This window comes from Micromonospora sp. CP22 (assembly GCF_009712475.1).
Lineage (GTDB): Bacteria > Actinomycetota > Actinomycetes > Mycobacteriales > Micromonosporaceae > Micromonospora.
Map to the genome: position 1 here is coordinate 24,388 of NZ_VCJO01000003.1, position 21,872 is coordinate 46,259.

The following is a 21,872-nucleotide window of genomic DNA, read 5'->3' on the forward strand; positions in this document are numbered from 1 at the left end:
CCACAAGATCCTCTTGCCCGGCGGGCATCCTGGTCGCCCATCGTCTTGCGTAGTCGGCAAGTGATCGTGCCGCAGCCGCATGACCGCCGTAACGTCGCGGCATGACCCACGCAACCCACCACGCCGACCACCACGACGCCGGGCAGGCGGAGATCCTCGACCTCGACGCTGACGTCCTCGCGGCGCAGCTTGCCGAGATCACGGCATGGCTCCCCCTCGCCGTACCCCCGCGACAGATCGTGGACCTCGGCAGTGGCACCGGAGCGGGAACCTTCGCCCTGCTGGACCGCTTCCCCGACGCTCACGTCACCGCGGTCGACTCCTCGGCCGGACACCTTCACCGTCTGCGGGAGAAGGCGTACGCCCGGGGAGCGGCAGCCCGGGTCCGCACCGTACGGACCGACCTCGACGAGCCCGACTGGCCCGACCTCGGCACCCCGGACCTGGCGTGGGCGTCTGCCTCGATGCACCACATGGCCCACCCCGAACAGGCCCTGCGGGCGGTCCACGACCTGCTGCCCACAGGCGGGCTGTTCGCCGTCGTGGAACTGGCCGACTTCCCGCGGTTCCTCCCCGAGAACGCCCCGGAAGACCGGCCGGGCCTTGAGGAGCGCTGCCACGCCGCCAGCGACCACGTCCACGCCGGGCACCTGACCCATCGGGGCACCGGCTGGGGACCGCTGCTCACCGCCGCTGGATTCACCGTCGAAGCCCAGCGCCGAATCACCGTGAACATCGAGGCGGCGACCAAACCGGCCGTCGGTGCCTACGCCCTCCGCAGCCTCCAGCGCATCCGGCACAGCGTCGCCGACGCCCTCGCCCCGGAGGACCTCGCCGCGCTCGACCGACTACTCGACCCCGACAGCCCGCACAACGTTCTGCGCCGCAGCGACCTGAGCGTCCGGACCGAACGCACCGTCTGGGCCGCCCGCCGCACCGCCTGAACGCACGGCCACTCGCCGCGCCCAGGGAACACTCGCCCGGCGCAGTGAGCGGGCCGACACCTGTCGGGGTGTAGGCGGGCGGCATGTCGGGTACCTCGCGCCCAACCCCCGTACCCCCTGCCCTGGAGGAAACCATGACCGTCGTACTCGCCGTTGTCTGCAGCGACGGGGTGGTGATCGGCGCGGACTCCCAGATCACCGACAGCGCCCGTGGTCTGAGCTTCCCCGCCCGGAAGCTGCACCCGCTGGGCTCCCACGCCGCCTGGGGCGGCAGCGGCGCCCGGGGCGTACTCAACGATCTGCGCCCCCTCCTCGAGGACTCAGCAACCGCCATCCTCGAAGCACCCGACATCGGCGACGAGTTGCAGGACCGCGTCCTGCCCGTCTTCAAGAAGCACTACGAGAAGTACATCCCCAACGTGCCCGGCGAGGACGACGGCGGCGGGGTGTCGGCGTACCTGCTCGCAGCCGGCTACAGCCAGGACAAGCCGTGGATCGTGGAGATCAACCCCAACGGGCTCATCGGCCGCTACGAGGACGTGGGCTTCCACGCCATCGGCTCCGGCGCACCCATGGCCCAGCAGGCCGGTGCGCTGCTGTCCCACTTCCGGATGATCAAACGGTCTGTCGAGTACGGCGTGGTGAGCATCGTACGAGTGCTGGAGGCGCTGGATCGGACGTCACCGTCGGTCGGCGGGCCGTTCAGCGTCGCGGCCATCCGCGAGGAGGGCGCCCACCACCTCGACGAGAAGGAGATCGCCAAGGCGCTGAAGGACGCCCAGCGCCTACGCGAACTCGAACAGGAAGCGCTCGACCGGCTGTTCGACTGACGCCGGATGGCGTCGGGGTCGCGCTGATCGCTCTGGTGGCACGGCTGCTCACGCAGGAGGGCGGGTCGCCCAGGCGAGCACGTCTTCGGGTGACGCATCGGAGCCGAGGTCACCTTGCCGCACTGCGGTGACCTGGTAGATCTTCCACTCGCCGCCAGCGGCCCTGAGGACCTTTCCAGTGAAGGGGCACTCGCGGGAGACAAGCATGGCTACCCCCGGGGCCACCGATGCGGGGGTGAGTTCCTGCGGCTGCACGGTTCGGCGGAAGATGCGGGTGGCCGCAACTGGGCAGATGGCGTTCACCAGAATCCCGTATGACCGGCCTTCCCCGGCGAGAGCGTTCATGAGGCCGAACTGGGCTCCCTTGCTGACGCTGTACGCGGCGACGTCGGCACCGTCGATGGCACGTAGTCCGAAGTCCGATGTGGTCAGGACGATCCTGTCGTAGCGCTGGGTCCGCATCAGCGGCCACACCGCCGAGCAAAGCCACCATGCCGCGTCGGCGTTGATGGCCATGGTCGCGTTGTACTCGTCGGCAGTCGCTTCGCTGATGCCGTGGTAGCGGACGATGCCCGCGTTGTGGACCAGCGCGTCGATGCGCCCGTGCTCGGTGAGCACCTCAGCGATCAGTTCCTCGCAACCATGGCGCGTCGCCAGATTCTGCACATGCACGCTGGCCCGTCCCCCGGCGTCGGCTATCGCGCCAGCCACGGCCTGGGCGGGGCCCGCATCACTACCGCTGCCGTCGCGGTCAACTCCCCCATCGTGTACGGCGACGTGCGCGCCCCTGGCCGCCAGCAGCCGAGCGTAAGCCTCGCCCAGGCCGCGCCCGGCACCAGTCACGACGACCACTTGTCCGGCGAGGTCAATCACGCACCCAGCCTGCCAGACCACCAGACGTGATGCCCCGAAGACCGACCATCTACGCGGCGTCCCCGGACTCTGCCCGGCTCGCGCGACCCGCGGGATCGCGGGCGCGTTCATCCGCCGCCAGTTGCACGACCAGTACGTCGTGGTCTGCCTGGCGGCGGACGAGGCGCGGGGCGTGGCTGACGCAGGTCAGTTCGCTCGCTCCATGAGGCGTACGGCTGCGCGGTTGTTGGAGAGGGTCAGACGCCGGCCTCCTCCGCGACCCTCCTGGTCGGCGCGGCCAGAGTCGCTTTCGGTGCCCGGCGTCCCGGCATCCACCAGTTGGCCTTGCCGCACATCTCCATCACCGCAGGGACGAGGACCAGCCGGACGATGGTGGCGTCGATGAGCACGGCAACGGCCATGCCGAGTCCGCCCTGCTTGACCGCGACGTCGGGGCCGAGCAGGGAGGTGGTGAAGACGGCGATCATGATGGCGGCCGCAGCCGTGATGACCTTGGCAGTCCGCGCCAACCCCTGAGCAACGGCCGTGCGGGTGTCTCCGGTGCGCTCGTACTCCTCGCGGATCCGTGAGGTCAGGAAGACCTGGTAGTCCATGGACAGGCCGAACAGCACCGGAAACATCATCATCGGGACCCAGGTCGTGACCGGCATGGCGGTGGGGAATCCGAGGGCCGGACCGAACCATCCCCACTGGACGACCGCGACTATCACCCCGTAGGCGGCGCCGATCGACAGCAGGTTCATCACAGCGGCCTGTAGCGCGATGACGACGGACCGGACCATCGCGATCAGCAGCAGCATGGAGATCGCGATGACGACCGCGATCATCAGAGGCAGGCGCGAGCCGGACTCCTCGGCGAGATCGATGGTGCCGGCGTTCGGTCCGCCGAGGTGGACCTGTAGGCCGCCGGGCGCGTTGGGCAGCACGTTGTCGCGCAGCTCGTGCACCAGGTCCGCCGTCTTCTCGTCCTGGTACCCGGTCGTGGGGAAGGCGGCGAAGCTGACGGCCTGCCCGTCCGTACTGACCCGGGGTGGCGTGACGTAGGCGACGCCCTCAGTGTTGCTGATCGCTTCGACGACGGGACGCAGTTCGGCGTCCCTGGAGTCGGTCTCGGTGACGAAGATCAGGGGTGCTCCGTAGCCGGGACCGAAACCATCGGCGAGGATCTCGTACGAGATGTAGCTGCTCCTGTCACGGGGTTGGACGCTGGCGTCGGGCTGGCTCAGCCGCATCGACAGCGTGGGCGCGGCCAGCACCAGCAAGATCACGCTGGCCAGGATCGCGGCGACCACCGGTTTGCGCTGCACCACCCCGGCCCAACGCTCGGCGAGCGTAGGGCGCCGCTGGGACGGGGCAGTCGCGGACCGGCTCCGGCGAGACGTGCGACGGGGCAGGCGCAGTGAGTTGATCTTGTGACCGATGAAGCCCAGGAACGCGGGCAACAGCGTCACTGCGGCGACCATCGTCACCAGCACGATCACCGACGTGGCGACGGCCACCCCGGTCATCAGCCGCTGCTCCATGACGACCAGGCCCAGCAAGGCGATCACGACGGTCGTACCGGCGAACAGCACCGCGCGACCGGCGGTGGTGATGGCGTTGACCGTGGCACTCTCGGGGTCATCGCCATCCTGCAGGCCGTCCTTGTAGCGGGTCACGATGAACAACGCGTAGTCGATACCGACGCCGAGCCCGATCATCGCGGCGAAGATCGAAGAGAAATCCGGCGCGGGAACAACGTGCCCGACCAGTTTCATCAGCGCGAGGCCGCCGACAATCGCCAGGAGGGCGGTCACGATCGGCAGGCCCATCGCCACCAGCGATCCGAACGCGATGAACAAGATCACTGCTGCTGCCAGGAGGCCCACGCTCTCGGCCGCACCTTGCAGGGGCGTCTCGGCCTTCTCCGCCATGTACCCGCCCAGCCCCAGCTCGACTTCGTCATCGGAGGCGGCCTTGACGGCGTCCACCAGAGGCTTGACCTCTGTTCTGGTCACATCCGTGTCGTTCAGCGGGATGGTCGTACGGGCGACACGACGATCGCCCGTCACCAGGTTCTGGTCCTGATATGGCGAGATCACCGGCCCGGTGACAGGCGAGCTGGCGAGTTCGGCGATGACCTTCTCGATCTTCTGCCGGGCGGCGGGCTCGTCGATTCCCCCTGCTGCCCTGATCGCGAGGGTCAGCGTGTCCCCTCGCTGCTCGGGGAAATGTTTCTCGATCAGCTGCTGCGCCCTGGCGGATGGCGAGTCTCCGCCGGAGAAGTCGTTGTCGGCGGCGGCTCCGAAGCTGAAGCCGATGAACCCCACGGCGATCACGCCGACGATCCAGACCAACAGGACCAGGCGGCGGCGCCGGTAACAGAATCGGGCCAGGCCCGCCAGCGCCCCGTCCGTGCGGGGAGCCTGGGTTCTCATCATCTTCTCCTCGATGGTTGGCTGCCGCCGATCATGTCGCCGGACGCGCCGCTGGTCGTCCCGCAGATGGATGCACTTCGCGGTGCAGCCCATGGCGTAGCCGACTGCCGCAGACGCGGCAGCCGCCGCGCGAATACCGCGCACGCGGTACACGGCCACACATCCGCCGGGCAGGAGTCACCCCGGGCCGGTCGTGGTCACCATCGCTCGACGCCGCCGGGGCCGAGAGAGAAGTTGCTGCTTTCCGCCGTACCGTGACCACATGCCGAAGCAGTGGAGGTCGGCACCACCCACACCGGGGCGATCGTGTGCGCCACAACGATCGCGGCTCGGCTGTGCAGCGCCTGCCACCACCTGGTTGACGGGTGTCTGCCGAAGGCACGATTGGCAAGCTGGGTCCGTGACCGTGCGTGTGATCATGACGGAATGATCGTCGTGGAGTTCGACGCACCCGTTGATGATGCGCCACTGCAGGTCACCGGGTTCGAGTTGGGACACGTCAGCCTAGGCTGGAACGGTGGAGCCTACAGTTCCCGCCAGCTCGGGTCCCGCGGGTTGCTGATGGTGTACCTCGCCGCCGCGGACATGCTCAACGGCGTGACGACCCTGCTGGCGCATCCCGACGCCAGTTACCTGTTCACCGGCACCTCCAGCGCGTGGAGTTTCGCCCTACGCCGTACCCGCCGTCATGGATTGCAGCTGCGCACACCCGCCGGCAGGCTGCTCTGCAGCACCTCCGAGGCTGACTACGCGATAGCGGTCTGGCGCGGCACCGAGCGGTTGCTGACAGCCCGCACACCGATCGACGGCGGCCCCATGACCGACCTGCAGGCCGCCATCGCCGCCTTCCCGGATGCGTACCGGCGCGCGTCAATCGCGGGTGGGCTGTACGACGACTGACACCGCTAACTCAGGGAGCCCAGACCGAATCCCGACAGGGGTACAAGCGGCATAAACCCGGCGCCATCAGCCCTATGTCGCACCTGCGCCTGGGCGGTCGCGGTCGACCGGCCATCCTTCCGGAAACCTTCCGGAAGTAATTGACGTGTTTGAAATGCCGTTGCAATACTCCGATCGCGATGGCATCAACTCCTGTCGAATCAAGGCCATGAGTCGTCAGGTGCCATCCGTCCCAAGGAGGACCTGCACATGTACGCCAGTATCGGTGGCTCCCGCCGCCCGTCCGCCCCCCGAAAATCGCGTCTCACCGCCCGGTTGGCCGTGCTCGCCTCCACCGCGGCGCTGACGGCCACCGGTCTCGCGGTCGCCGCCACTCCATCCAGCGCCGCCGTCTGCAACGGGTACGTCGGCATCACCTTCGATGACGGGCCGACCGGCAGTACCAACGCACTGCTGTCCGTGCTTCGCGCGAACGGCGTACGGGCGACCATGTTCAACGTCGGGCAGAACGTGCAGAGCAACCCGTCCGCCGCGCGGGCCCAGGTCGACGCGGGCATGTGGGTGGCCAACCACAGTTGGAACCACTCGTACATGACCTCGATGAACCAGAGCCAGATGCAGTCGGACCTCAACCAGACCAACAACGCGATCCAGTCAGCCACCGGCGTCCGGCCGCAGCTGTTCCGCCCGCCCTACGGGCAGACCAACTCGACCCTCCAGTCCGTCGCCGCGTCGCTTGGCCTGCGCCAGGTGATCTGGGACGTCGACTCCCAGGACTGGAACGGCGCCAGCGTGAGCCAGATCGTCTCCAACGCCAGCCGTCTCCAGGACGGCCAGGTGATCCTGATGCACGACGGCATTCAGAACACCCGCGACGCGATTCCGCAGATCATGGCAAACCTGAGCAGCCGCAACCTCTGCCCGGGCATGATTTCACCGAGCACCGGGCGAGCGGTGGCCCCGGACGGCACTCCGCCGCCTACCACTCCTCCGCCCACCACCCCGCCGCCGCCGACCACCCCGCCGCCGACCACGCCTCCGCCCGGCTCCGCCAGCCAGATCGTCGCTAGCCAGTCGGGTCGATGCATCGACGTACCCAACGCCTCACAGAACAACGGCACCCGGGTTCAGCTCTACGACTGCCACGGACAGTCCAACCAGGCCTGGACCTACACGGCAGACAAACAACTACGGGTCTACGGCAACATGTGCCTCGACGCAGCAGGCTCCGGAAACGGCGCCGCCGTCCAGATCTACGCCTGCCACGGCCAACCAAACCAGCAATGGAACGTCAACTCCAACGGCACCATCAGCGGCGTCCAGTCCGGACGCTGCCTGGACGCCTGGAGCACCGCCAACGGAGCACAGATCCAGCTCTACGACTGCCACGGCGGCACCAACCAGCGATTCAGCCTCGTCGCACGATGACCATCGCTGATCCACTGTTCTCCGGCAGCCAGCCCGACAGCCTGACCGGCTAGGCCAACACCGGAGAACCGGACCGAAACCGGGCGGGCTCGACCTCACGTCGAGCCCGCCCGGTCGGCGCCGAAGGTCGTACGACCTTCGACAAGCAGCCAAAGGGTGCCGGCCGCCAGTGCGACCGGCTCTGCTCCGGTTGCCGGCCTCTGGCGGAAGTACCGCTGACGTCGGACGGGGGGCGAGAGCAGACGTCCTGGGTCTCGTCCGGACTCGGGTCCGTCGTCAAGAAGACAAGAGCAGTGACCTCTTCGGTGTGAACTCACGGCAGACCGGCCGGAACGGGCTTGATACGAGGTCATCGGGCCTGTTGACGCTCGTTCCGGTCGGGTGCGGGTGGCACGGTTGCTGTACTTCGCTGCTGTACTTCACCGGGCGCTCGGCCGGAATCCGCCGCTGGCGCTCCACACACGGGGCACCGGCGTTCCTGCCGCCTTTGGTCGCGCAGGTTTCGCCGGGCGGTGAGGATCAGGCGGTTGCGGATCTGAGCCAGGGACAGGAATGGCGCGGTCACGCTCAGACCAGCCCCAGACCGATGGCGAGCTGAACGATCGTCGCGGGAGCGTGCTGGTCGCGGGCGACCTGGGCGACCACCTCCCGTACCGCTGGCCGGTGCCGGACCTCGGCCGACGCGATGCTGTCGGCCTGCATCAGCATCCGGGCCGCGTTCGCGGCGTCGTCTACGTGAAGGTACGCACGAGCGGTGTCGACGAGGTGCGCGGCGCGGTGCTCGGCCGGCAGCCACCGCCATCCGTCACGCCGGATCGCCTTCTCGTGCCGGGCTATTGCCTCCGACCCGTCACCCAGTTCGACGGCGGCGGCGACCCGGGCCAGCTCGACAGCCGTGGGCCCGAACGCGGTCCGGAAATAGTCGTGTCCATCGCCGATCCTGGGAGCCATTTCGGCGGCCTCGTCCAGCAAGTCACCGGCCGCGCGATCGTTGCCTTCTCCGGCCGCTGTCAGGGCCGCTTGCACGAGCAGCGATCCGCACAGCGACAACTCCTGCGGTGCGCCTGCACCGAGGTCAGGTGGAGCGATCTGGTAGGCGGCGGCCAGCATCACCGACCTCGCCCGCCCCAACGCCCGGAGGACCTGGCCGAGTTGCACCGCCGCGCACGCCAGCATCACCCGGTCACCGGTCGCGGCCGACATCGCCCGATCAGCAGCCAGCCACGCAAGGCTTGTCTCGTCCAGCTTGACCAGCAGCGCCGCCGTGACGCGGTACGCCTCCACCAGCGCCAGACGGCTAGCCTCCGGGTCTTGGGCGTGGGCGCGGTGGACCTCGGTCAACAGCTTCGGCAGCAACTCAGCCAGGTGCGGGTACCGGGCGTGCTGGTAGGTGATCCACGCGTGCTCGACCTCCCGGGCCAGCCGATCCGGCACCATCACCGGGCGGTGGCCGGACGGGCGACCGAGTGCCATCTCGTACGTCGACAGGGCCCCCCGGATCCGCGCCACACCCTCGCTGCGCTCGGCTACCTCGACCGGCTGAGCATCACCTCCGAGCAGGGTCGCGGCATCGACTCGCAGTACAGTCGCGATGTCGCGGATGGTCGATACCCGCTCCAAGCGCCGGGCACCGCGCTCGACCTTGTCTACCCAGCTCTTCGACTTACCCAACCGATCCGCGAACGACTGCTGCGACAGCTTTCGCCGGGCCCGCAGGTACGCGACCCGCCGACCGATCGGCAGAGAATCACCGTTCACGACGCCACCGCCGATCCGGCATCGCCCGAGTCGTTTCCTCGACGGGTATCCGCTCTGCTTCGGCCTACGCCAGAATCCGCTGTTTCGCGGCCTCCTGCTCCGCCGCCTGGGTTCGGTCACCCGTGCTACCAGCGTCGTCGCTCATCCCTACCTCCGCAGTGCTTCCGCTCCTGCTCGATGTGGGATCTACTCTGGTGACCGCGCGACTACGCTCGGAAGCACCTCGATGCTTTCAGGACCTTTCCCAGGGGATCTGATGGATGACCTCGGTGCACAGTTGAGGCAAGCTCGGATTGAGGCTGGCGTGACGCTGGCCTCCATCGCGGCACGTACCTGCTACTCGGCCTCGCACCTGAGCAACGTCGAAGCGGGACGACGGACCGCGACGCCGGACATCGTGCTCGCCTACGCGCGAGCGTTGGGAGACGCGGACGTGAGACGCAGAAACCTCCTCGCCGCCGCCACCATCGGCCCGATCGCCGCAAACGAACTCATCCGTAACGGCTTCACCGCCGCGCTGGCTGGCCACCGTGACAGCGCCGACCGCTGGCGTGACCGCGTCGGCCAGTACGGCCGCGACTACATGGAGGTCGGCGCGGAATCCCTGCAAACCAGGCTCGCCAGCGACCTCGTGATCATGCAGCAACAGCTCGACAGCCCCACCATGTGGGCCACCGCCGCCCGCGCGTTGACCACCTACGGCAAGACCACCAAAGACCCCACCGAAGCTATCGGCTGGTACGATACCGCCCGCATCGCCGCCGACCGCTCCGACGACCTGGCCGTCCGAGTCTGGGTGCGGGGCCGAGCCGCCATCGCCCTGGCCTACGAAGGCGCTGCCCTACCCGTCGCCCAGCGATACGCCGACGAGGCAATCGCCCTGTCCGACCGCCCCTCGCTGGGCCGACTGCAAGCCCTGATGGCCCGCGCACACGTCGCCGCAGGCCGCGGCGACACCGCCGCAGCCATCGCCGCCGACCAGGACGCACAACGCGTCTTCGACCAGACCGCCTCACCCGACAACGAGATCTCCGACGCCGCCGTACCCGCCTGGCGCATGGCCACCTTTCGCTCCATGCTCTACGCCCGACTCGGCATCGTCCGCCCCGGCGAACAGGCCCAGGCAGATGCCGACCGACTCCGACCGCCGTCACTGACCCGCTTCGCGACCCACATCGAACTGCACCGCGCCCTCATGATGGCCAAGGCCGGCGACCGGACCGCAGGACTGGCCTACGCCCGACAAGCCTGGACAGCCCTACCAGCAGACCGCCGCTCACAAACTCTCGGACTCGTTCTACGCGAGGTCGAAAGGGCCGCCCGCCAGCGGCGCTGAAACCTACGGCACGCCCATCGAGCCGCGCAACTTCCAACGCTCCTGGCAGACCCGCTGCGACAAGGCCGAAACGAAGCCGATCACCGTCCACGACGCGCGGCGCACCTGCGCCACCCTCCTGGCCGACCTCGACGTCCACACAGGGGTCGCCATGCAGATCCTCCGGCACGCCCGCTGCTCCGTAACGATGGAGATCTACACGCAGGCTTCGTCGCAGGCGACGAGAGACGCCCTCAAACGCCTCGGCGAATCCCTGACGCAATGACGAACTGCTGTACAAAGCTGCTGTACGGGCAGCAGAAAGGCCACCTCCCGGAGCCGGGAAGTGGCCTGAGCTGCGTGGGCGATACTGGGATCGAACCAGTGACCTCTTCGGTGTGAACGAAGCGCTCTCCCGCTGAGCTAATCGCCCTCAGCGCGCATGACTCTACCCGATCAGGCGCGCGGACTGCGAACCCGGGGTCAGTGCGTCGCGAGGTAGTGCAACACCTGGGCGATCACGTCGATGCCGAGGCTGTACTTGATCGACATCAGGGCGACGGTGCCGACGAAGACCAGGCCGACCGAGCCGATCACGATGCGTACGAAGAGTGACTGTCGCTTCACCCAGGCTGTCCAGCCGTGGACGTGGCGGCGGGTGAAGGCGAGCAGGCGCTTGGCCCAGTGGAACTCCACAGCCCAGATGCCGAGGCCGGCGATCACCAGCAGCCAGCCGGGGCCGGGCAGTGGGATGAGCACGATGCCGATGGCGACCACGAGGGCGCCGAGCACTCCGAAGATAATCTTGAGTGCGATTCGGCCGGTGGGATTGCTCCGGACCAGTGCGAGGGTGGTGGATATGCGCTGCCGCCACGGAGGCGGCGAGCGCCGCTCGACCACGGCGACACCACCCCCCTTTTGCTTCACACCCCCGGCCATCTCCCCACGATGCCCCTTCCCGATTGATCTATCCCGGCTTCCGGCCTGAGAGACCCGGCCGTTTCGTACCCGGACCGCCGCTCCGCCACGCCGACCTGTCCGACCGTGATCGATCACTGACCGACCGTGCCGGCTCCTCCGCTTCTTCGACACCCGCACCCCCGCTGTTCGGCTGTGTGGACTGCGACGTTCGACGGGCGTCCGGTGGTCGCGACATCCACTGAGGATGTCGTCCGCGACCATTTCACGCCCCAGTGTCGCGCGGGCCCGTCACTGCAACCGCCGACTGGACGTTACCGGAGTAAGTCGACGACTCAACAAACCCGATGCCGGGCAGGATGATCCCACTGGGCAGAATCGGAAATCCTACATGAATTTTCACATTCACGAGGCCCTTCCGGACCCCTTCCCACCACTGGGTGAAGTCAGCGCATGGCGGAGCGTAGCCAGGAGTAGCGGCTGAGTATGGGAAAAGCGGGACACGCGCGTTCCGCAGCGGTGCCGGGGGGAGAACGTTCATGAGTGTCATCCGACCGACGACCGTAGAGGTCGAGACGTCGCTAAGGCTCGTCGCACCTGACGCCACCGCCTTGCCGGTGCGCGCCAGTCTGCGCTACGACCCTGCTGACCCGTATGCGGTCCACGTCCTGTTCCATGCCGAATCGGCTGGTGGCGAGGCGGTGAGCTGGTCCTTCGCCCGCGAACTGCTGGTCACGGGACTGGACGAGCCGGCGGGCATCGGGGACGTACGGGTCTGGCCCTGGGCCACCCCGCGCGGCGATTTCGTCGCGCTGGCGCTGTCGTCGCCGGACGGCAACGCCCTGTTCGAGGTGCCGCGCAGCGTGCTGGTGCGCTTCCTGCGGCGGACCTACGTCGTCGTCCCGCGCGGCCGTGAGGCCGAGCACCTGGACGTCGACACCGCAGTGAACCGGCTGCTCGCCGGTCGCTGACAGACGCAAGTCGGGCCGCGCGAATCTGCCGAGTTCGCGCGGCCCTCGTCTATCCCCACCCGACGCCCCCGGGCGCAGGACGCCAGCAGCGGAGCTGGAGGCGTCAGCCGTGGGTGGTGATGCCGCCGTCGACGGGGATGACCGCGCCGGTCAGGTAGGCACCGGCCCGTGACGCGAGGTAGATCGCGGCACCGGCCATGTCCTCGGGTCGGCCGATGCGGCCCAGCGGCACGTGGGACTCGATGGCGGCCCGGGATTCGGGGTCTTCGAGCGCGAACGCCATCATCTTGCTCTCGAAGGGCCCGGGGGCGATCGCGTTGACGGTGATCTGCTCACCGGCCAGTTGGTGGGCCAGGCTGCGGGTCAGCATGTGCACCGCCGCCTTGGTCGCCGAGTACGCGTACACCTCCATGAGCGGCACCCGGATGCCGTCGATCGAGCCGATGTTGATCACGCGTGCCGGGTCGTCGGGGGCGGCCGCCGCGCGCAGGGTCGGCAGCAGTGCGGTGGTCAGCCGGAAGACGGCCTTGACGTTCACCGCCCACAGCTTGTCGAACGCGCTCTCCGGGTAGCTCTCCAACGGCGCGCCCCAGGTGGCCCCGGCGTTGTTGACCAGGACGTCGAGTTTGTCGACCCGGTCCTGGACGGCGGCGGCCAGCTGCTGCGCCCCCTCGTCCCGGCCCAGGTCGGCGGGGATCGCCTCGCAGCGTCCGTGCGCGGCCAACTCCTTGGCCACGGCCTCGCAGACCTCGGCCTTGCGGGACGAGATGATGACGTGCGCCCCGGCGGCGACGAACCCCCGGGCGATCATCAGGCCGATGCCCCGCGAGCCACCGGTGACCAGGACGGTCTTGCCGTCGACGGAGAACAGATCCTTCATGCCATCCCCTTGCGGTGTCCGGCTGGGGGCAGCCGGTGTCGGGGGCCGCCGCCACGGACCGCTCGGGGCGCCACGACGACCAGATCACTACCGATCAGTAACCTAATCGTCCCGCCGCATCCGGAACAACCCCGCCGGAACAACCCGCCCGAGAACCCGCCCGGGAACCCTGCCGGAGCAAACCGACATCCGTCCTGGAGCGATGCCCGCCAGCCCACGATCGGGGGGTGGCGAGAGATGCACTCCGGCCGGGCTCGGGCTAACGTCGCAGGTAATGGTCCCTTCCGGTCACCGCACCACGGCACCAACCAATGCTGCCGTCAGCCCGATCGATATCGATACAACCACCCTCGGTGATCTGGCACTCGACCCAGGGTGGCGGCGACCGGTCCTGGTGGACCGTGAGTTGATCGTCCTGACCACCAGTGGTCACGGGCTCGCCGAGGTTGACTTTCGTGCCCTGCCGTGTCGTCCCGGCACGCTGCTGCGCATTCGTCCCGGTCAGGTGCTGCGTTGTGCGCTGCCCCAGTTGGACGCGACCGTGGTCCGCTGGCACCCGGATGCCCTGCACGGGCTCGACCTCGACGCCGACCACATGCCCGGTTGGGTGCAGTTGGCCGGCGAGGACGAGGACGCGATCATCAACGAGGTCAGCCAGCTGACCGTGGACGCCAGCCGACACCGGGACACCCAGGCCGCCCGCAGCCTGTTGCGCCATCAACTGAGCGTGCTGCTGCTGCGGTTGAGCATGCTGCCGTCCGGCACCACGCGGTCGGCTCGCCCGGAGGAGGAGACCTTCCGGCGGCTGTGCCGCGAGGTGGAGCGCGGCTACCAGGCCACCCGCCGGGTCGAGGACTACGCCGATCGGCTGGGCTGTTCGGTGCGTACCCTCACCCGGGCCTGCCTGGCGGTCACCGGGCACAGCGCCAAGCAGGTGGTGGACGAGCGGGTCGCGCTCCAGGCCAGCCGGTTGCTGGCGGCCACCGACGAGCCGATCGCCCGGATCGGCCGGCAGCTCGGCTTCACCGAGCCGACCAACTTCGGCCGGTTCTTCACCCGCGAGGTCGGCATGAGCCCGGGCGCGTTCCGGGCCGCCCGCGAGCGGCCAGCGCCGGCACCGATGGTGCGCCCGCGTCTGCCGGTGGACGCGCGCTTCGACGTCCGTCGGGCGTGACAGCGCCACGGCGAGCAGTCCGCCAGGGCGGTTAGGCCCAACGCGTGCGGCCGGGCCGCCGGGCATTGGGCATGATGGCGGGGTGCAGATCTCCGCGCGTGGCGACTACGCGGTACGGGCGGCACTGAGCCTCGCCGCCGCGTACCCGTCGCTGCTGTCCACTCAGACCATCTCCGCGGAGCAGGACATGCCCCGCAAGTTCCTCGAGGCCGTCCTCGCCGACCTGCGCCGGGCCGGCATCATCCGGGCTCAGCGGGGCGCGGAGGGCGGTTACGCCCTGGCCCGACCGCCCCGGGAGGTGACCGTCGGCGCGGTGCTGCGTGCGGCAGAGGGCCCGCTGGCCGGCGTCCGTGGCATGCGACCGGAGGAGACACAGTACGAAGGGGCCGCCGCGAACCTGCCGCAGTTCTGGGTCGCGGTCCGTGCCGCCCTGCGCCGGGTGGTCGACGAGGTGAGCCTGGCCGACCTGGTGGACGGCCGGCTCCCCGCCCATGTGCGGCGCCTGACCACGCTGCCGGACGCCTGGGAGCCCCGCTGAGCCGGTGCCCATTCCGGCCGGTCAGAGCACCTGGACCACCTCGTCGGTCGACAGGCGCGGCAACCGCTGCGGCGGTTCCTCGGGGCCGGGTCGGCCGAGGTTCATCAACAGGAGCACCTCGTGCCGACCGTCGGGGAAGAACTCACGCCGCACACCGTCGGTGTCGAACCCGGCCATCGGGCCTGCGGCCAACCCGGCGGCGCGGACCCCGACCAGCAGGTAGCCGATCTGGAGGGTGGCGTTCAACCGCGCCTGCGCGGCACGGTCCACCGGATCCGCGAGCCACTCCCGGGCCTGCGGGCGGTGCGGGAACAGCTCCGGCAGCCGCTGGTGGAAATCCACGTCGGCGGCGAGCACCGCGGTCAGTGGCGCGGCGACGGTCTTGGCCCGGTTGCCCTCCGACAGGTACGGCACCAGGCGCGCCCGGGCCGCCGCCGAGCGCAGCAGCAGCATCCGCAGGGGTTGGCCGTTGAACGCGGTCGGGCCGTACCGCACCAGATCGTGGATCGCCGCGATCTGGGCGTCGGTGACCGGTTCGTCGGCGAAGGTGTTGGCTGTCCGGGCCGCCCGGAACAGCAGGTCCTGACCGGCCCGGTCCAGCGTGAACAGGTCGACTGCGGTGGTCACGCGGTCACCGTACCCAGCGTGGTGGTGAAGCCGCCACGGTGGTGGATCAGCGGCGCACCGTCCACTCCTTCACCGAGGGCGAGCGGCTCGGCGATCACCACACTGTGGTCGCCGGCCGGCACCCGGTGCGTCACCCGGCAGAGCAGCCGGGCCAGCACCCCGCTCAGCAGCGGCACGCCGAACGGGCCGGAGGTCCACCCCGGGTACGCGGCGAACCGGTCGATGCCGCTGGTGGCGAAGACCCGGGCGGCCTCGGTCTGGTTGGCCGCGAGCAGGTGCACCGCTACGTGCTCGGCGCGGGCCAGCACCGGCCAGCTCGACGAGGAGACGTCGAGGCAGAACGACACCAGCGGCGGGTCGAGCGACACCGACGTGAACGACGTGGCGGTGAATCCGGCCCGCAGCGGCTCACCGAGGTCGCCGAGGCAGGCCGGGCGGGTGCCCCGGGCCACGGCGGTCACCACGGTGACGGTGCTGGCCTGCTGGCGCAGCAGCGTACGGAACAGGTCCGGGTCCACCGGCCGCAACTGCTCGGCGTGGGGCTGGGCCACGGTGGTCATGCCGTCACCAACTCACGTTCGGCGTACCGGCTGGCCGGCCGGGGCAGGCCGTAGTGCTCGCGCAGTGTCCGGCCGGTGTACTCGTGCCGGAACAGGCCACGGGCGCGCAGCAGTGGCACCACGTGGTCGACGAACGCCTCCAGCCCGCTGGGCAGCAGCGGTGGCATCACGTTGAAGCCGTCGGCCGCCCCCTCGGTGAACCACAGCTCGATCTCGTCGGCGATCTGTTCCGGGGTGCCCGCCACCACCCGGTGTCCTCGGCCGCCGCCGAGCCGACCGATCAGTTGACGCACGGTCAGTTTCTCCCTTCTGGCCAGGTCGACCACGAGCTGGTAGCGACTCTGGTGGGCCTGGACTGCGGACGCGTCGGGCAGGTCGGGCAGCGGCCCGTCCAGCGGCAGGCCGCTGAGGTCGACGCCGGTCATCGCGGAGAGCTGGGCGATGGCGTGCTCGGGCACGATCAACGCCTCCAGTTCGTCGGCCAGCGCCCGCGCCTCCGCCTCCGTGCCGCCGATGACCGGTGCGATCCCGGGCAGCACCTTGACCAGGTCGGCGTCCCGACCGGCGGCGGTCGTGGCCTGCTTGAGTCGGGCGTAGAACGCCTGCCCGTCGGCGAGGGTCTGCTGCGCGGTGAAGACGGCCTCGGCGTACCGGGCGGCGAAGGCGATCCCGTCGGCGGAGGAGCCGGCCTGGACCAGCAGGGGCCGGCCCTGCGGCGGTCGTGGGGTGTTCAACGGCCCGCGTACGGCGAACGTCTCCCCGGTGTGGGCGATCTCGTGCACCCGGTCGGTGTCGGCGAAGACGCCCGCCGCGGCGTCCAGCACGAGAGCGTCGTCCTCCCAGCTGTCCCAGAGCTTGATCGCCACGTCGACGAACTCGGCGGCCCGCCGGTACCGGTCGGCGTGTGCCGGGTGCTCGGCGAGGCTGAAGTTCCACGCCTCCCGGGGCTGGGCCGAGGTGACGATGTTCCAACCGGCCCGTCCCCCGCTGAGGTGGTCCAGCGAGGCGAACTTGCGGGCGACGTTGAACGGCTCGTTGTAGGTGGTGGACACGGTGGCGATCAGACCGATGTGGTCGGTCGCGGTCGCCAGCGCGGCGAGCAGGGTCAGCGGCTCGAAGACGGCTTGGATGTTGTGCCGCACGTTCGGCCCGACGGCGAGACCGTCGGCGAGGAAGACGGAGTCGAGGGTGCCACGCTCGGCGGTCCGGGCCAGCTCGACGAAGTGGCGTACGTCGGCCACCCGCTGCGGTTCGGTGCGGGGGTGCCGCCAGGCGGCCTCGTGGTGGCCGACTCCCATCAGGAAGGCGTTGAGGTGCAGGGTTCGGGGCATGAGAGGTCCTTTCCGACGTGAGGTCGGCTCAGGCCGTGACGTCGACTCGCCAGGTGGAGAAGCGACGTTCCCCGGCGACGAGGAGCTGGTTGACCAGTAGGCCGATGGCGGAGATCGTGATGATCCCGGAGTACATGTCGGTGATGGCGAAGTTGTACTGCGCGTAGTTGATGAGGTAGCCGAGGCCGGCTTTGGCGCCGACCATCTCGGCGGCGACGAGCACCAGGATCGAGTAGGCGCCGGCCAGCCGGACACCGGTGAAGATGGTCGGCACCGCCGCCGGCAGGATCACCTTCTGGAACAGTCGCAGGTGGTTCAGGCCCATCGAACGGGCCGAACGCACCAGCAGCGGGTCCACGCCCTTCACCCCGGCGATGGTGTTCAGCAGGATTGGCCACGAGCAGGCGTAGAGCACCAGGGCGATCTTCGACGTCTCCCCCAGGCCGAGGATGAGCACGAAGACCGGCAACAGTGCCAGGGCCGCCGTGTTGCGGAACACCTCGAGCAACGGGCTGAGCAGGTCCGCCAGCGGCCGGTACCAGCCGATGAGCAGGCCGAGCGGGATGGCCAGGACGACGGCCAGCGCGAGCCCGGCCACCGACCGGGTCAGGCTGGCCGCGACGTGTTCGGCGAGTTGACCGTTGCGCAGCAGCTCGAACCAGGTCACCAGCACCTCCGACAGCGGTGGCAGGAACACCCGGTCCACGAGCCCGGCCCGGGGCGCGAGTTCCCAGACGGCGGCCAGGGCCAGCACCGCGACGCTGCGGTGGGCGAGTCGGCCCGCGTACCCCAGCAGCCGGCCCGGCCAGCCGGGGTTCGCGGGCGCGGCGGTGACCGGAGCCGCCAGTCGGGTGGGTCGTTCGGCGAGGTCAACCAACGGGGGCCTCCTGTCGTCGGAGCGTCGGGCGCTCGGCGGCCTGCGCCGCGCGTACCTCGTCGCGCAGCAGGGTCCAGATCTGGTGGCGGTGGTGCCGAAAGGCGTCGGAGGAGCGGACGTCCTCGGCCGCGTCCCGGTCGCCCAGTTCCACGTCGATGACCTCCTTGATCCGACCGGGGCGGGAGGTCATCACGGCGACCCGTTGGCCCAGGTACACCGCCTCGTCGATGGCGTGGGTGATGAAGATGACGGTCTTGCCGGTGCGCTCCCAGATCCGGACGAGTTCGTCCTGAAGCGAGTCGCGGGTCTGCGCGTCGAGGGCGGCGAAGGGCTCGTCCATCAGCAGGATGTCCGGGTCGTAGGCGAGGCTGCGGGCGATGGCCACCCGCTGTTTCATGCCACCGGAGAGCTGGTGCGGGTAGTGGCCGGCGAAGGCGCCGAGCCCGACCAGGTCCAGGTGCCGTGCGACGAGGTCGGCCCGGTCGGCGGCGGGCACCCCCTTGGCCTCCAGCCCGAACGCGACGTTGCCCGCAGCGGTGCGCCACGGCAGGAGGGCGTACTGCTGGAAGACGATGCCCCGGTCGAGGCCGGGGCCGGTCACCGGTCGGCCGTCGACCAGCACCTGCCCGGCGGTCGGTTTGGAGAGCCCGCCGACCAGGTCGAGCAGGGTGGACTTGCCGCATCCGCTGGGGCCCACGACGACCAGGAACTCCCCGGGGCGTACGCCGAGGGTGAGCCGGTCCAGCGCGGTGACCGCGGTGGTACGCCGGCCGGTGCGGGTCTCGAAGGTCTTGCTCACCCGGTCGAAGCGGACCTTGTCCCCGCTCACGGCGCACCGCCGGCGGACGCGTAGGGGTTGAACTCGTTGGTGTAGATGTCTCCCGGGCTGGGTTTCGCGCCGTCGAGTTCACCCTCGTCGGCCAGCCAGTCGATCCAGGTGGCGAACTCCTGCTCGGCGATGACCCCGCCGGTGCCGGCGACTCCGGTGCTCTTCCAGTACGCCACCAGCGAGGTGTCCTCGTTTCGGCCGCGCCGGTCGATGATGGACGTCAGCCGGGCCAGCACCGTTTCCCGGGGTTCGGTGCGGGCCCACTCGATGGCCTTGCCGACGCCGGTCACGAAGGTCCGTACCGTCTGCGGGTTACGTCGGATGAAGTCGTCCCGGAAGACGTACGCTCCGGCGCTGAACGCCCCGAGCAGTTCGTAGTCGGTGAAGACCGTCCGGATCCCACCGGCCGCGACGGCCTTGTCGCGGATCACGCCACCGAGGACGGCCACGTCGATCTGCTTCTGGCGCAGCGACTGTTCGGTGTTGACCGGAGGTAGGGCGACGAGCTCGACCTGTGCGATCTCCCGGTCGTCGAGTCCACCCCGGGCGAGCCAGGTCTTCAGCACCGCCTCGGCGTGGGCACCGAGGGTGTTCATGCCGACCCGTTTGCCGATCAGGTCCCGGGGGCCGTGGATCGGGCTGTCGTCGAGCACGTAGTAGCCCTGGAAGGTTTCCGCGTCGGAGCCGTAGTAGCTGACGACGGCGGTGATCGGGGCGTTCGCGGCGGCGAGTTTGACGATCGCGCCGTTGAACGCGCCACCGAAGTCGCTCTGCCCGGTGGCGGTGGCCTGGATGTCCTGCGGGCCGCCGGTGACGTTGCCGATCCAGGTGAGTTTGACGTCACCGAGGTAGCCGAGGTCGGCGGCGAGTTCGGGCAGGGTCACCTGCCCGACGGAGCCCTGGTAGCGCAGTTCCTTGGTCTGCTCGGTGCCACCGTCGGCGCCGCAGGCGACGGTGGTGGCCAGGAGGGCCAACGCGGTGACGGCGGCGAGGGTGCGACGGGGTGGGGACATGAGGGTCTCCTGATCTGTCCACGTTGCGGTGGTGCGAGTCCCGGGCGGGGGTCGGCGACGCCACGGCGCTGGGCGGTGGCCCGGGGGATGACTGCTGTGTCGGGTGAGGGAGAAAGCGGTGCGACTCGGCGTCAGCTCAACAGAGCGCGCTCGCGTGCCGGACGAGGTCGACGTGCACACGAGCGGTGAGGAGAAGCTCGGCCCGCTGTGACATGAGGCCATGCTGCCCGCCGCCGATCAGCCTGGTCAATGGCCTTCCACTTGATGGGATCCACTCGCGTTACGCCTTGAGAGGCGATCTACAGCAGGGATGTTGCTAGAACAAGACCCACCTGTTAGATGGGATATGCATCCCGTCACTCGGGCCGGGCTTCCACTGTGCAGCGATCGGGTTTCACGAATCGACGTTCCGGGCACATTCCTGCCCGCACGGGAAGTCTCGAAGGGAGCCCACAATGGGTGTGATGTTGCGCAAGCGCAAGAAGTTCGGGCCGCTGATCCTGCACTTCACGCAGAACGGCTTCTCGTCCTGGAGCATCAAGCTCGGTCGCTGGTCCTGGAACTCGCGGGCCAGGTCGCACCGCGTCGACCTGCCGGGGCCGCTGCACTGGAAGCAGGACAAGTCCTGATCCCCACCCACCGCACAGATCAGCGGGGCGTCGGCACTCCCGGCGCCCCGGCACCATGTCCGGGGTGTTCACCTCGCAGTGGTCCCCGATCACGCCGACGACCAGGCGACCCACGCCCGATGGTCAGGGCCCCGGCCGCACCGCGCTGACCACCACGTCCCCGCCGAGCCGACCGTCCTGCGGGCTACGGGTCACCTGGCCGGCGGCGAGCAGGTCGGACAACGCCCGGGTCGCGTCCACCGCCCGGTAGGCGGTCCGCGTCACCGCGTACCGGCGCAGTTCGGTGACCGTACGCGGACCCTGCCGGGTCAGTTCCTCCAGCAGCGCCCGGCCCAGCGGCGCCGACTCCCCCGGCGCGGCGGGTGACAGCGGATCACCGTACGGGTCGCGGAACCGCGCCCCACTCTCCCAGAGGTTCTCCTTCATCTCCTCCAGGCTGCGGTCCGATCCGGTGCCGAAGCCGATCCGTCGGTCGGCGTCGATCAGCTCGACCTCGGTGGCCAGCGCGAATCCGGCGTCGACCAGCGCCTCCCGCAGGGGTGTCGCCGACCCGGCGACCACCAGGGCCTCGGCGGTCCGGCCGACCGCAGCGGCGGTCAGCGCCACCGGATCATCCGTCTCCAGGTAGGACAGCACCGGCCCGCCCAGGGCACCTGCCGCGCGCAGAGCCACCGGCAGTCGGGCCGGCGGGCCGGGCATCAGGTGTACGGCGACCTCGGCCGGCAGTTCGGCCTCGGCGGCACCGAGTCGGGCGGGCAGTTCCTCCGTCCCGTCGGCGAGCACCAGGACGGTGAGTCGGCAGCCGGGCATCCGCGCCGCGTACCCGCCGGCCACCCGTACGGTCTGCTCGGCCAGCTGCGGGTCGCTGCCGTCGTACCCCAGGGCGACGGTGGCCCGGCGGGCGCGGCGCAGCGCGGCCGGCACCCACCGGTCCAGGTGTCGGAGGAACGAGGCGGGCCCTACGGCGTCAGTCGGCATCCTGTCGTTCTACCGCAACCGGTCACGCCGACCGGCCCGGACGGTACTTCAGCGCGTGGTCGAGGCAGCGCGGCCTCCTCGA

Annotated in this window: 22 protein-coding genes, 1 tRNA gene and 1 pseudogene; 10 read left to right on the forward strand and 14 right to left on the reverse strand. The window is 69.7% G+C overall.

Features of this window, described 5'->3' with window-relative positions; genetic code table 11:
* Window positions 1-101 precede the first annotated feature (101 nt).
* Both FF096_RS06065 and FF096_RS06070 read left to right on the forward strand, forming a co-directional pair.
* On the forward strand, window positions 102-944 hold the full coding sequence (locus tag FF096_RS06065; protein ID WP_155215454.1) for a trans-aconitate 2-methyltransferase: 843 nt from the start codon (window positions 102-104) through the stop codon (window positions 942-944).
* A gap of 134 nt (window positions 945-1,078) precedes the next feature.
* Window positions 1,079-1,774, forward strand: a complete 696-nt coding sequence (locus tag FF096_RS06070; protein ID WP_155215455.1) for a proteasome protein — start codon at window positions 1,079-1,081, stop codon at window positions 1,772-1,774.
* A gap of 48 nt (window positions 1,775-1,822) precedes the next feature.
* Here FF096_RS06070 and FF096_RS06075 read toward each other — a convergent pair whose 3' ends face one another.
* Window positions 1,823-2,647, reverse strand: a complete 825-nt coding sequence (locus FF096_RS06075) for an SDR family NAD(P)-dependent oxidoreductase (protein WP_309222777.1) — start codon at window positions 2,645-2,647, stop codon at window positions 1,823-1,825.
* A 236-nt stretch (window positions 2,648-2,883) separates the two neighbouring features.
* Window positions 2,884-5,217 carry an MMPL family transporter gene (locus tag FF096_RS06080; protein WP_309222778.1) on the reverse strand — a complete coding sequence of 778 codons (2,334 nt, stop codon included), beginning with the start codon at window positions 5,215-5,217 and terminating at the stop codon, window positions 2,884-2,886.
* A gap of 273 nt (window positions 5,218-5,490) precedes the next feature.
* On the opposite strand from FF096_RS06080, the gene FF096_RS06085 reads away from it, so the two are divergent.
* Window positions 5,491-5,964, forward strand: a complete 474-nt coding sequence (locus FF096_RS06085) for a hypothetical protein (RefSeq protein WP_155215457.1) — start codon at window positions 5,491-5,493, stop codon at window positions 5,962-5,964.
* Between the two features lie 249 nt (window positions 5,965-6,213).
* Window positions 6,214-7,392, forward strand: coding sequence for a polysaccharide deacetylase family protein (locus FF096_RS06090; RefSeq protein WP_155215458.1), 1,179 nt, complete (start codon window positions 6,214-6,216; stop codon window positions 7,390-7,392).
* Between the two features lie 567 nt (window positions 7,393-7,959).
* Here FF096_RS06090 and FF096_RS06095 read toward each other — a convergent pair.
* Window positions 7,960-9,150: a helix-turn-helix domain-containing protein gene (locus FF096_RS06095; RefSeq protein ID WP_309222779.1), complete on the reverse strand. Its 1,191-nt coding sequence runs from the start codon at window positions 9,148-9,150 to the stop codon at window positions 7,960-7,962.
* A 256-nt stretch (window positions 9,151-9,406) separates the two neighbouring features.
* On the opposite strand from FF096_RS06095, the gene FF096_RS06100 reads away from it, so the two are divergent.
* A complete protein-coding gene (locus tag FF096_RS06100; protein ID WP_155215459.1) occupies window positions 9,407-10,486 on the forward strand; it encodes a helix-turn-helix domain-containing protein in 1,080 nt (359 codons plus the stop codon).
* 4 nt (window positions 10,487-10,490) lie between these two features.
* Window positions 10,491-10,751 (forward strand): annotated as a pseudogene (locus FF096_RS06105) (tyrosine-type recombinase/integrase); the annotation flags it as partial.
* Window positions 10,752-10,826: 75 nt separating this feature from the next.
* Here the strand turns inward: FF096_RS06105 and FF096_RS06110 are convergent.
* Together FF096_RS06110 and FF096_RS06115 are read right to left on the reverse strand one after the other, a co-directional pair.
* Window positions 10,827-10,898, reverse strand: a tRNA-Val gene (locus FF096_RS06110).
* A gap of 50 nt (window positions 10,899-10,948) precedes the next feature.
* Window positions 10,949-11,557 (reverse strand): TIGR02611 family protein, encoded by a 609-nt coding sequence (locus FF096_RS06115; RefSeq protein WP_375335298.1) that lies wholly within the window; start codon window positions 11,555-11,557, stop codon window positions 10,949-10,951.
* Between the two features lie 365 nt (window positions 11,558-11,922).
* On the opposite strand from FF096_RS06115, the gene FF096_RS06120 reads away from it, so the two are divergent.
* Window positions 11,923-12,354 (forward strand): SsgA family sporulation/cell division regulator, encoded by a 432-nt coding sequence (locus FF096_RS06120; protein WP_007457244.1) that lies wholly within the window; start codon window positions 11,923-11,925, stop codon window positions 12,352-12,354.
* Between the two features lie 103 nt (window positions 12,355-12,457).
* Here FF096_RS06120 and FF096_RS06125 read toward each other — a convergent pair whose 3' ends face one another.
* Window positions 12,458-13,234, reverse strand: a complete 777-nt coding sequence (locus FF096_RS06125) for a glucose 1-dehydrogenase (RefSeq protein ID WP_155215461.1) — start codon at window positions 13,232-13,234, stop codon at window positions 12,458-12,460.
* A 274-nt stretch (window positions 13,235-13,508) separates the two neighbouring features.
* On the opposite strand from FF096_RS06125, the gene FF096_RS06130 reads away from it, so the two are divergent.
* Both FF096_RS06130 and FF096_RS06135 read left to right on the forward strand, forming a co-directional pair.
* The gene (locus tag FF096_RS06130) at window positions 13,509-14,408 is read left to right on the forward strand and encodes an AraC family transcriptional regulator (RefSeq protein WP_155215462.1); all 900 of its coding nucleotides are present in this window, start codon (window positions 13,509-13,511) and stop codon (window positions 14,406-14,408) included.
* Between the two features lie 82 nt (window positions 14,409-14,490).
* Window positions 14,491-14,946: an Rrf2 family transcriptional regulator gene (locus FF096_RS06135; RefSeq protein WP_309222780.1), complete on the forward strand. Its 456-nt coding sequence runs from the start codon at window positions 14,491-14,493 to the stop codon at window positions 14,944-14,946.
* 21 nt (window positions 14,947-14,967) lie between these two features.
* Here FF096_RS06135 and FF096_RS06140 read toward each other — a convergent pair whose 3' ends face one another.
* From FF096_RS06140 to FF096_RS27455, 7 genes are all read right to left on the reverse strand, one after another.
* Complete coding sequence (locus FF096_RS06140) at window positions 14,968-15,573, reverse strand: malonic semialdehyde reductase (RefSeq protein ID WP_309222781.1); 606 nt, start codon at window positions 15,571-15,573, stop codon at window positions 14,968-14,970.
* Window positions 15,570-16,133, reverse strand: coding sequence for a flavin reductase family protein (locus tag FF096_RS06145; protein WP_155215463.1), 564 nt, complete (start codon window positions 16,131-16,133; stop codon window positions 15,570-15,572). Before FF096_RS06145 ends, FF096_RS06140 begins: the two co-directional genes overlap by 4 nt.
* Window positions 16,130-17,464, reverse strand: a complete 1,335-nt coding sequence (locus tag FF096_RS06150) for an LLM class flavin-dependent oxidoreductase (RefSeq protein WP_155215464.1) — start codon at window positions 17,462-17,464, stop codon at window positions 16,130-16,132. Before FF096_RS06150 ends, FF096_RS06145 begins: the two co-directional genes overlap by 4 nt.
* Before the next feature lie 28 nt (window positions 17,465-17,492).
* Complete coding sequence (locus FF096_RS06155; RefSeq protein ID WP_155215465.1) at window positions 17,493-18,341, reverse strand: ABC transporter permease; 849 nt, start codon at window positions 18,339-18,341, stop codon at window positions 17,493-17,495.
* On the reverse strand, window positions 18,334-19,170 hold the full coding sequence (locus FF096_RS06160) for an ABC transporter ATP-binding protein (protein ID WP_309222782.1): 837 nt from the start codon (window positions 19,168-19,170) through the stop codon (window positions 18,334-18,336). The genes FF096_RS06155 and FF096_RS06160 overlap by 8 nt, the downstream gene beginning before the upstream one ends.
* Window positions 19,167-20,183, reverse strand: a complete 1,017-nt coding sequence (locus FF096_RS06165) for an ABC transporter substrate-binding protein (RefSeq protein ID WP_155215466.1) — start codon at window positions 20,181-20,183, stop codon at window positions 19,167-19,169. The genes FF096_RS06160 and FF096_RS06165 overlap by 4 nt, the downstream gene beginning before the upstream one ends.
* A 136-nt stretch (window positions 20,184-20,319) precedes the next feature.
* Window positions 20,320-20,397 (reverse strand): putative leader peptide, encoded by a 78-nt coding sequence (locus FF096_RS27455; protein WP_373306315.1) that lies wholly within the window; start codon window positions 20,395-20,397, stop codon window positions 20,320-20,322.
* A gap of 241 nt (window positions 20,398-20,638) precedes the next feature.
* On the opposite strand from FF096_RS27455, the gene FF096_RS06170 reads away from it, so the two are divergent.
* On the forward strand, window positions 20,639-20,812 hold the full coding sequence (locus FF096_RS06170) for a DUF4236 domain-containing protein (RefSeq protein ID WP_155215467.1): 174 nt from the start codon (window positions 20,639-20,641) through the stop codon (window positions 20,810-20,812).
* A gap of 123 nt (window positions 20,813-20,935) precedes the next feature.
* Here FF096_RS06170 and FF096_RS06175 read toward each other — a convergent pair whose 3' ends face one another.
* On the reverse strand, window positions 20,936-21,790 hold the full coding sequence (locus FF096_RS06175) for a hypothetical protein (RefSeq protein ID WP_155215468.1): 855 nt from the start codon (window positions 21,788-21,790) through the stop codon (window positions 20,936-20,938).
* Between the last annotated feature and the right edge of the window lie 82 nt (window positions 21,791-21,872).

Coding starts and splice junctions, on each gene's coding strand:
- FF096_RS06065 (WP_155215454.1), top strand. CDS start 102: ATGACCCACGCAACCCACCACGCCGACCACCACGACGCCGGGCAGGCG.
- FF096_RS06165 (WP_155215466.1), bottom strand. CDS start 20,183: ATGTCCCCACCCCGTCGCACCCTCGCCGCCGTCACCGCGTTGGCCCTC.
- FF096_RS27455 (WP_373306315.1), bottom strand. CDS start 20,397: ATGTCACAGCGGGCCGAGCTTCTCCTCACCGCTCGTGTGCACGTCGAC.
- FF096_RS06090 (WP_155215458.1), top strand. CDS start 6,214: ATGTACGCCAGTATCGGTGGCTCCCGCCGCCCGTCCGCCCCCCGAAAA.
- FF096_RS06070 (WP_155215455.1), top strand. CDS start 1,079: ATGACCGTCGTACTCGCCGTTGTCTGCAGCGACGGGGTGGTGATCGGC.
- FF096_RS06085 (WP_155215457.1), top strand. CDS start 5,491: ATGATCGTCGTGGAGTTCGACGCACCCGTTGATGATGCGCCACTGCAG.
- FF096_RS06150 (WP_155215464.1), bottom strand. CDS start 17,464: ATGCCCCGAACCCTGCACCTCAACGCCTTCCTGATGGGAGTCGGCCAC.
- FF096_RS06125 (WP_155215461.1), bottom strand. CDS start 13,234: ATGAAGGATCTGTTCTCCGTCGACGGCAAGACCGTCCTGGTCACCGGT.
- FF096_RS06120 (WP_007457244.1), top strand. CDS start 11,923: ATGAGTGTCATCCGACCGACGACCGTAGAGGTCGAGACGTCGCTAAGG.
- FF096_RS06170 (WP_155215467.1), top strand. CDS start 20,639: ATGGGTGTGATGTTGCGCAAGCGCAAGAAGTTCGGGCCGCTGATCCTG.
- FF096_RS06100 (WP_155215459.1), top strand. CDS start 9,407: ATGGATGACCTCGGTGCACAGTTGAGGCAAGCTCGGATTGAGGCTGGC.
- FF096_RS06130 (WP_155215462.1), top strand. CDS start 13,509: ATGGTCCCTTCCGGTCACCGCACCACGGCACCAACCAATGCTGCCGTC.
- FF096_RS06145 (WP_155215463.1), bottom strand. CDS start 16,133: ATGACCACCGTGGCCCAGCCCCACGCCGAGCAGTTGCGGCCGGTGGAC.
- FF096_RS06175 (WP_155215468.1), bottom strand. CDS start 21,790: ATGCCGACTGACGCCGTAGGGCCCGCCTCGTTCCTCCGACACCTGGAC.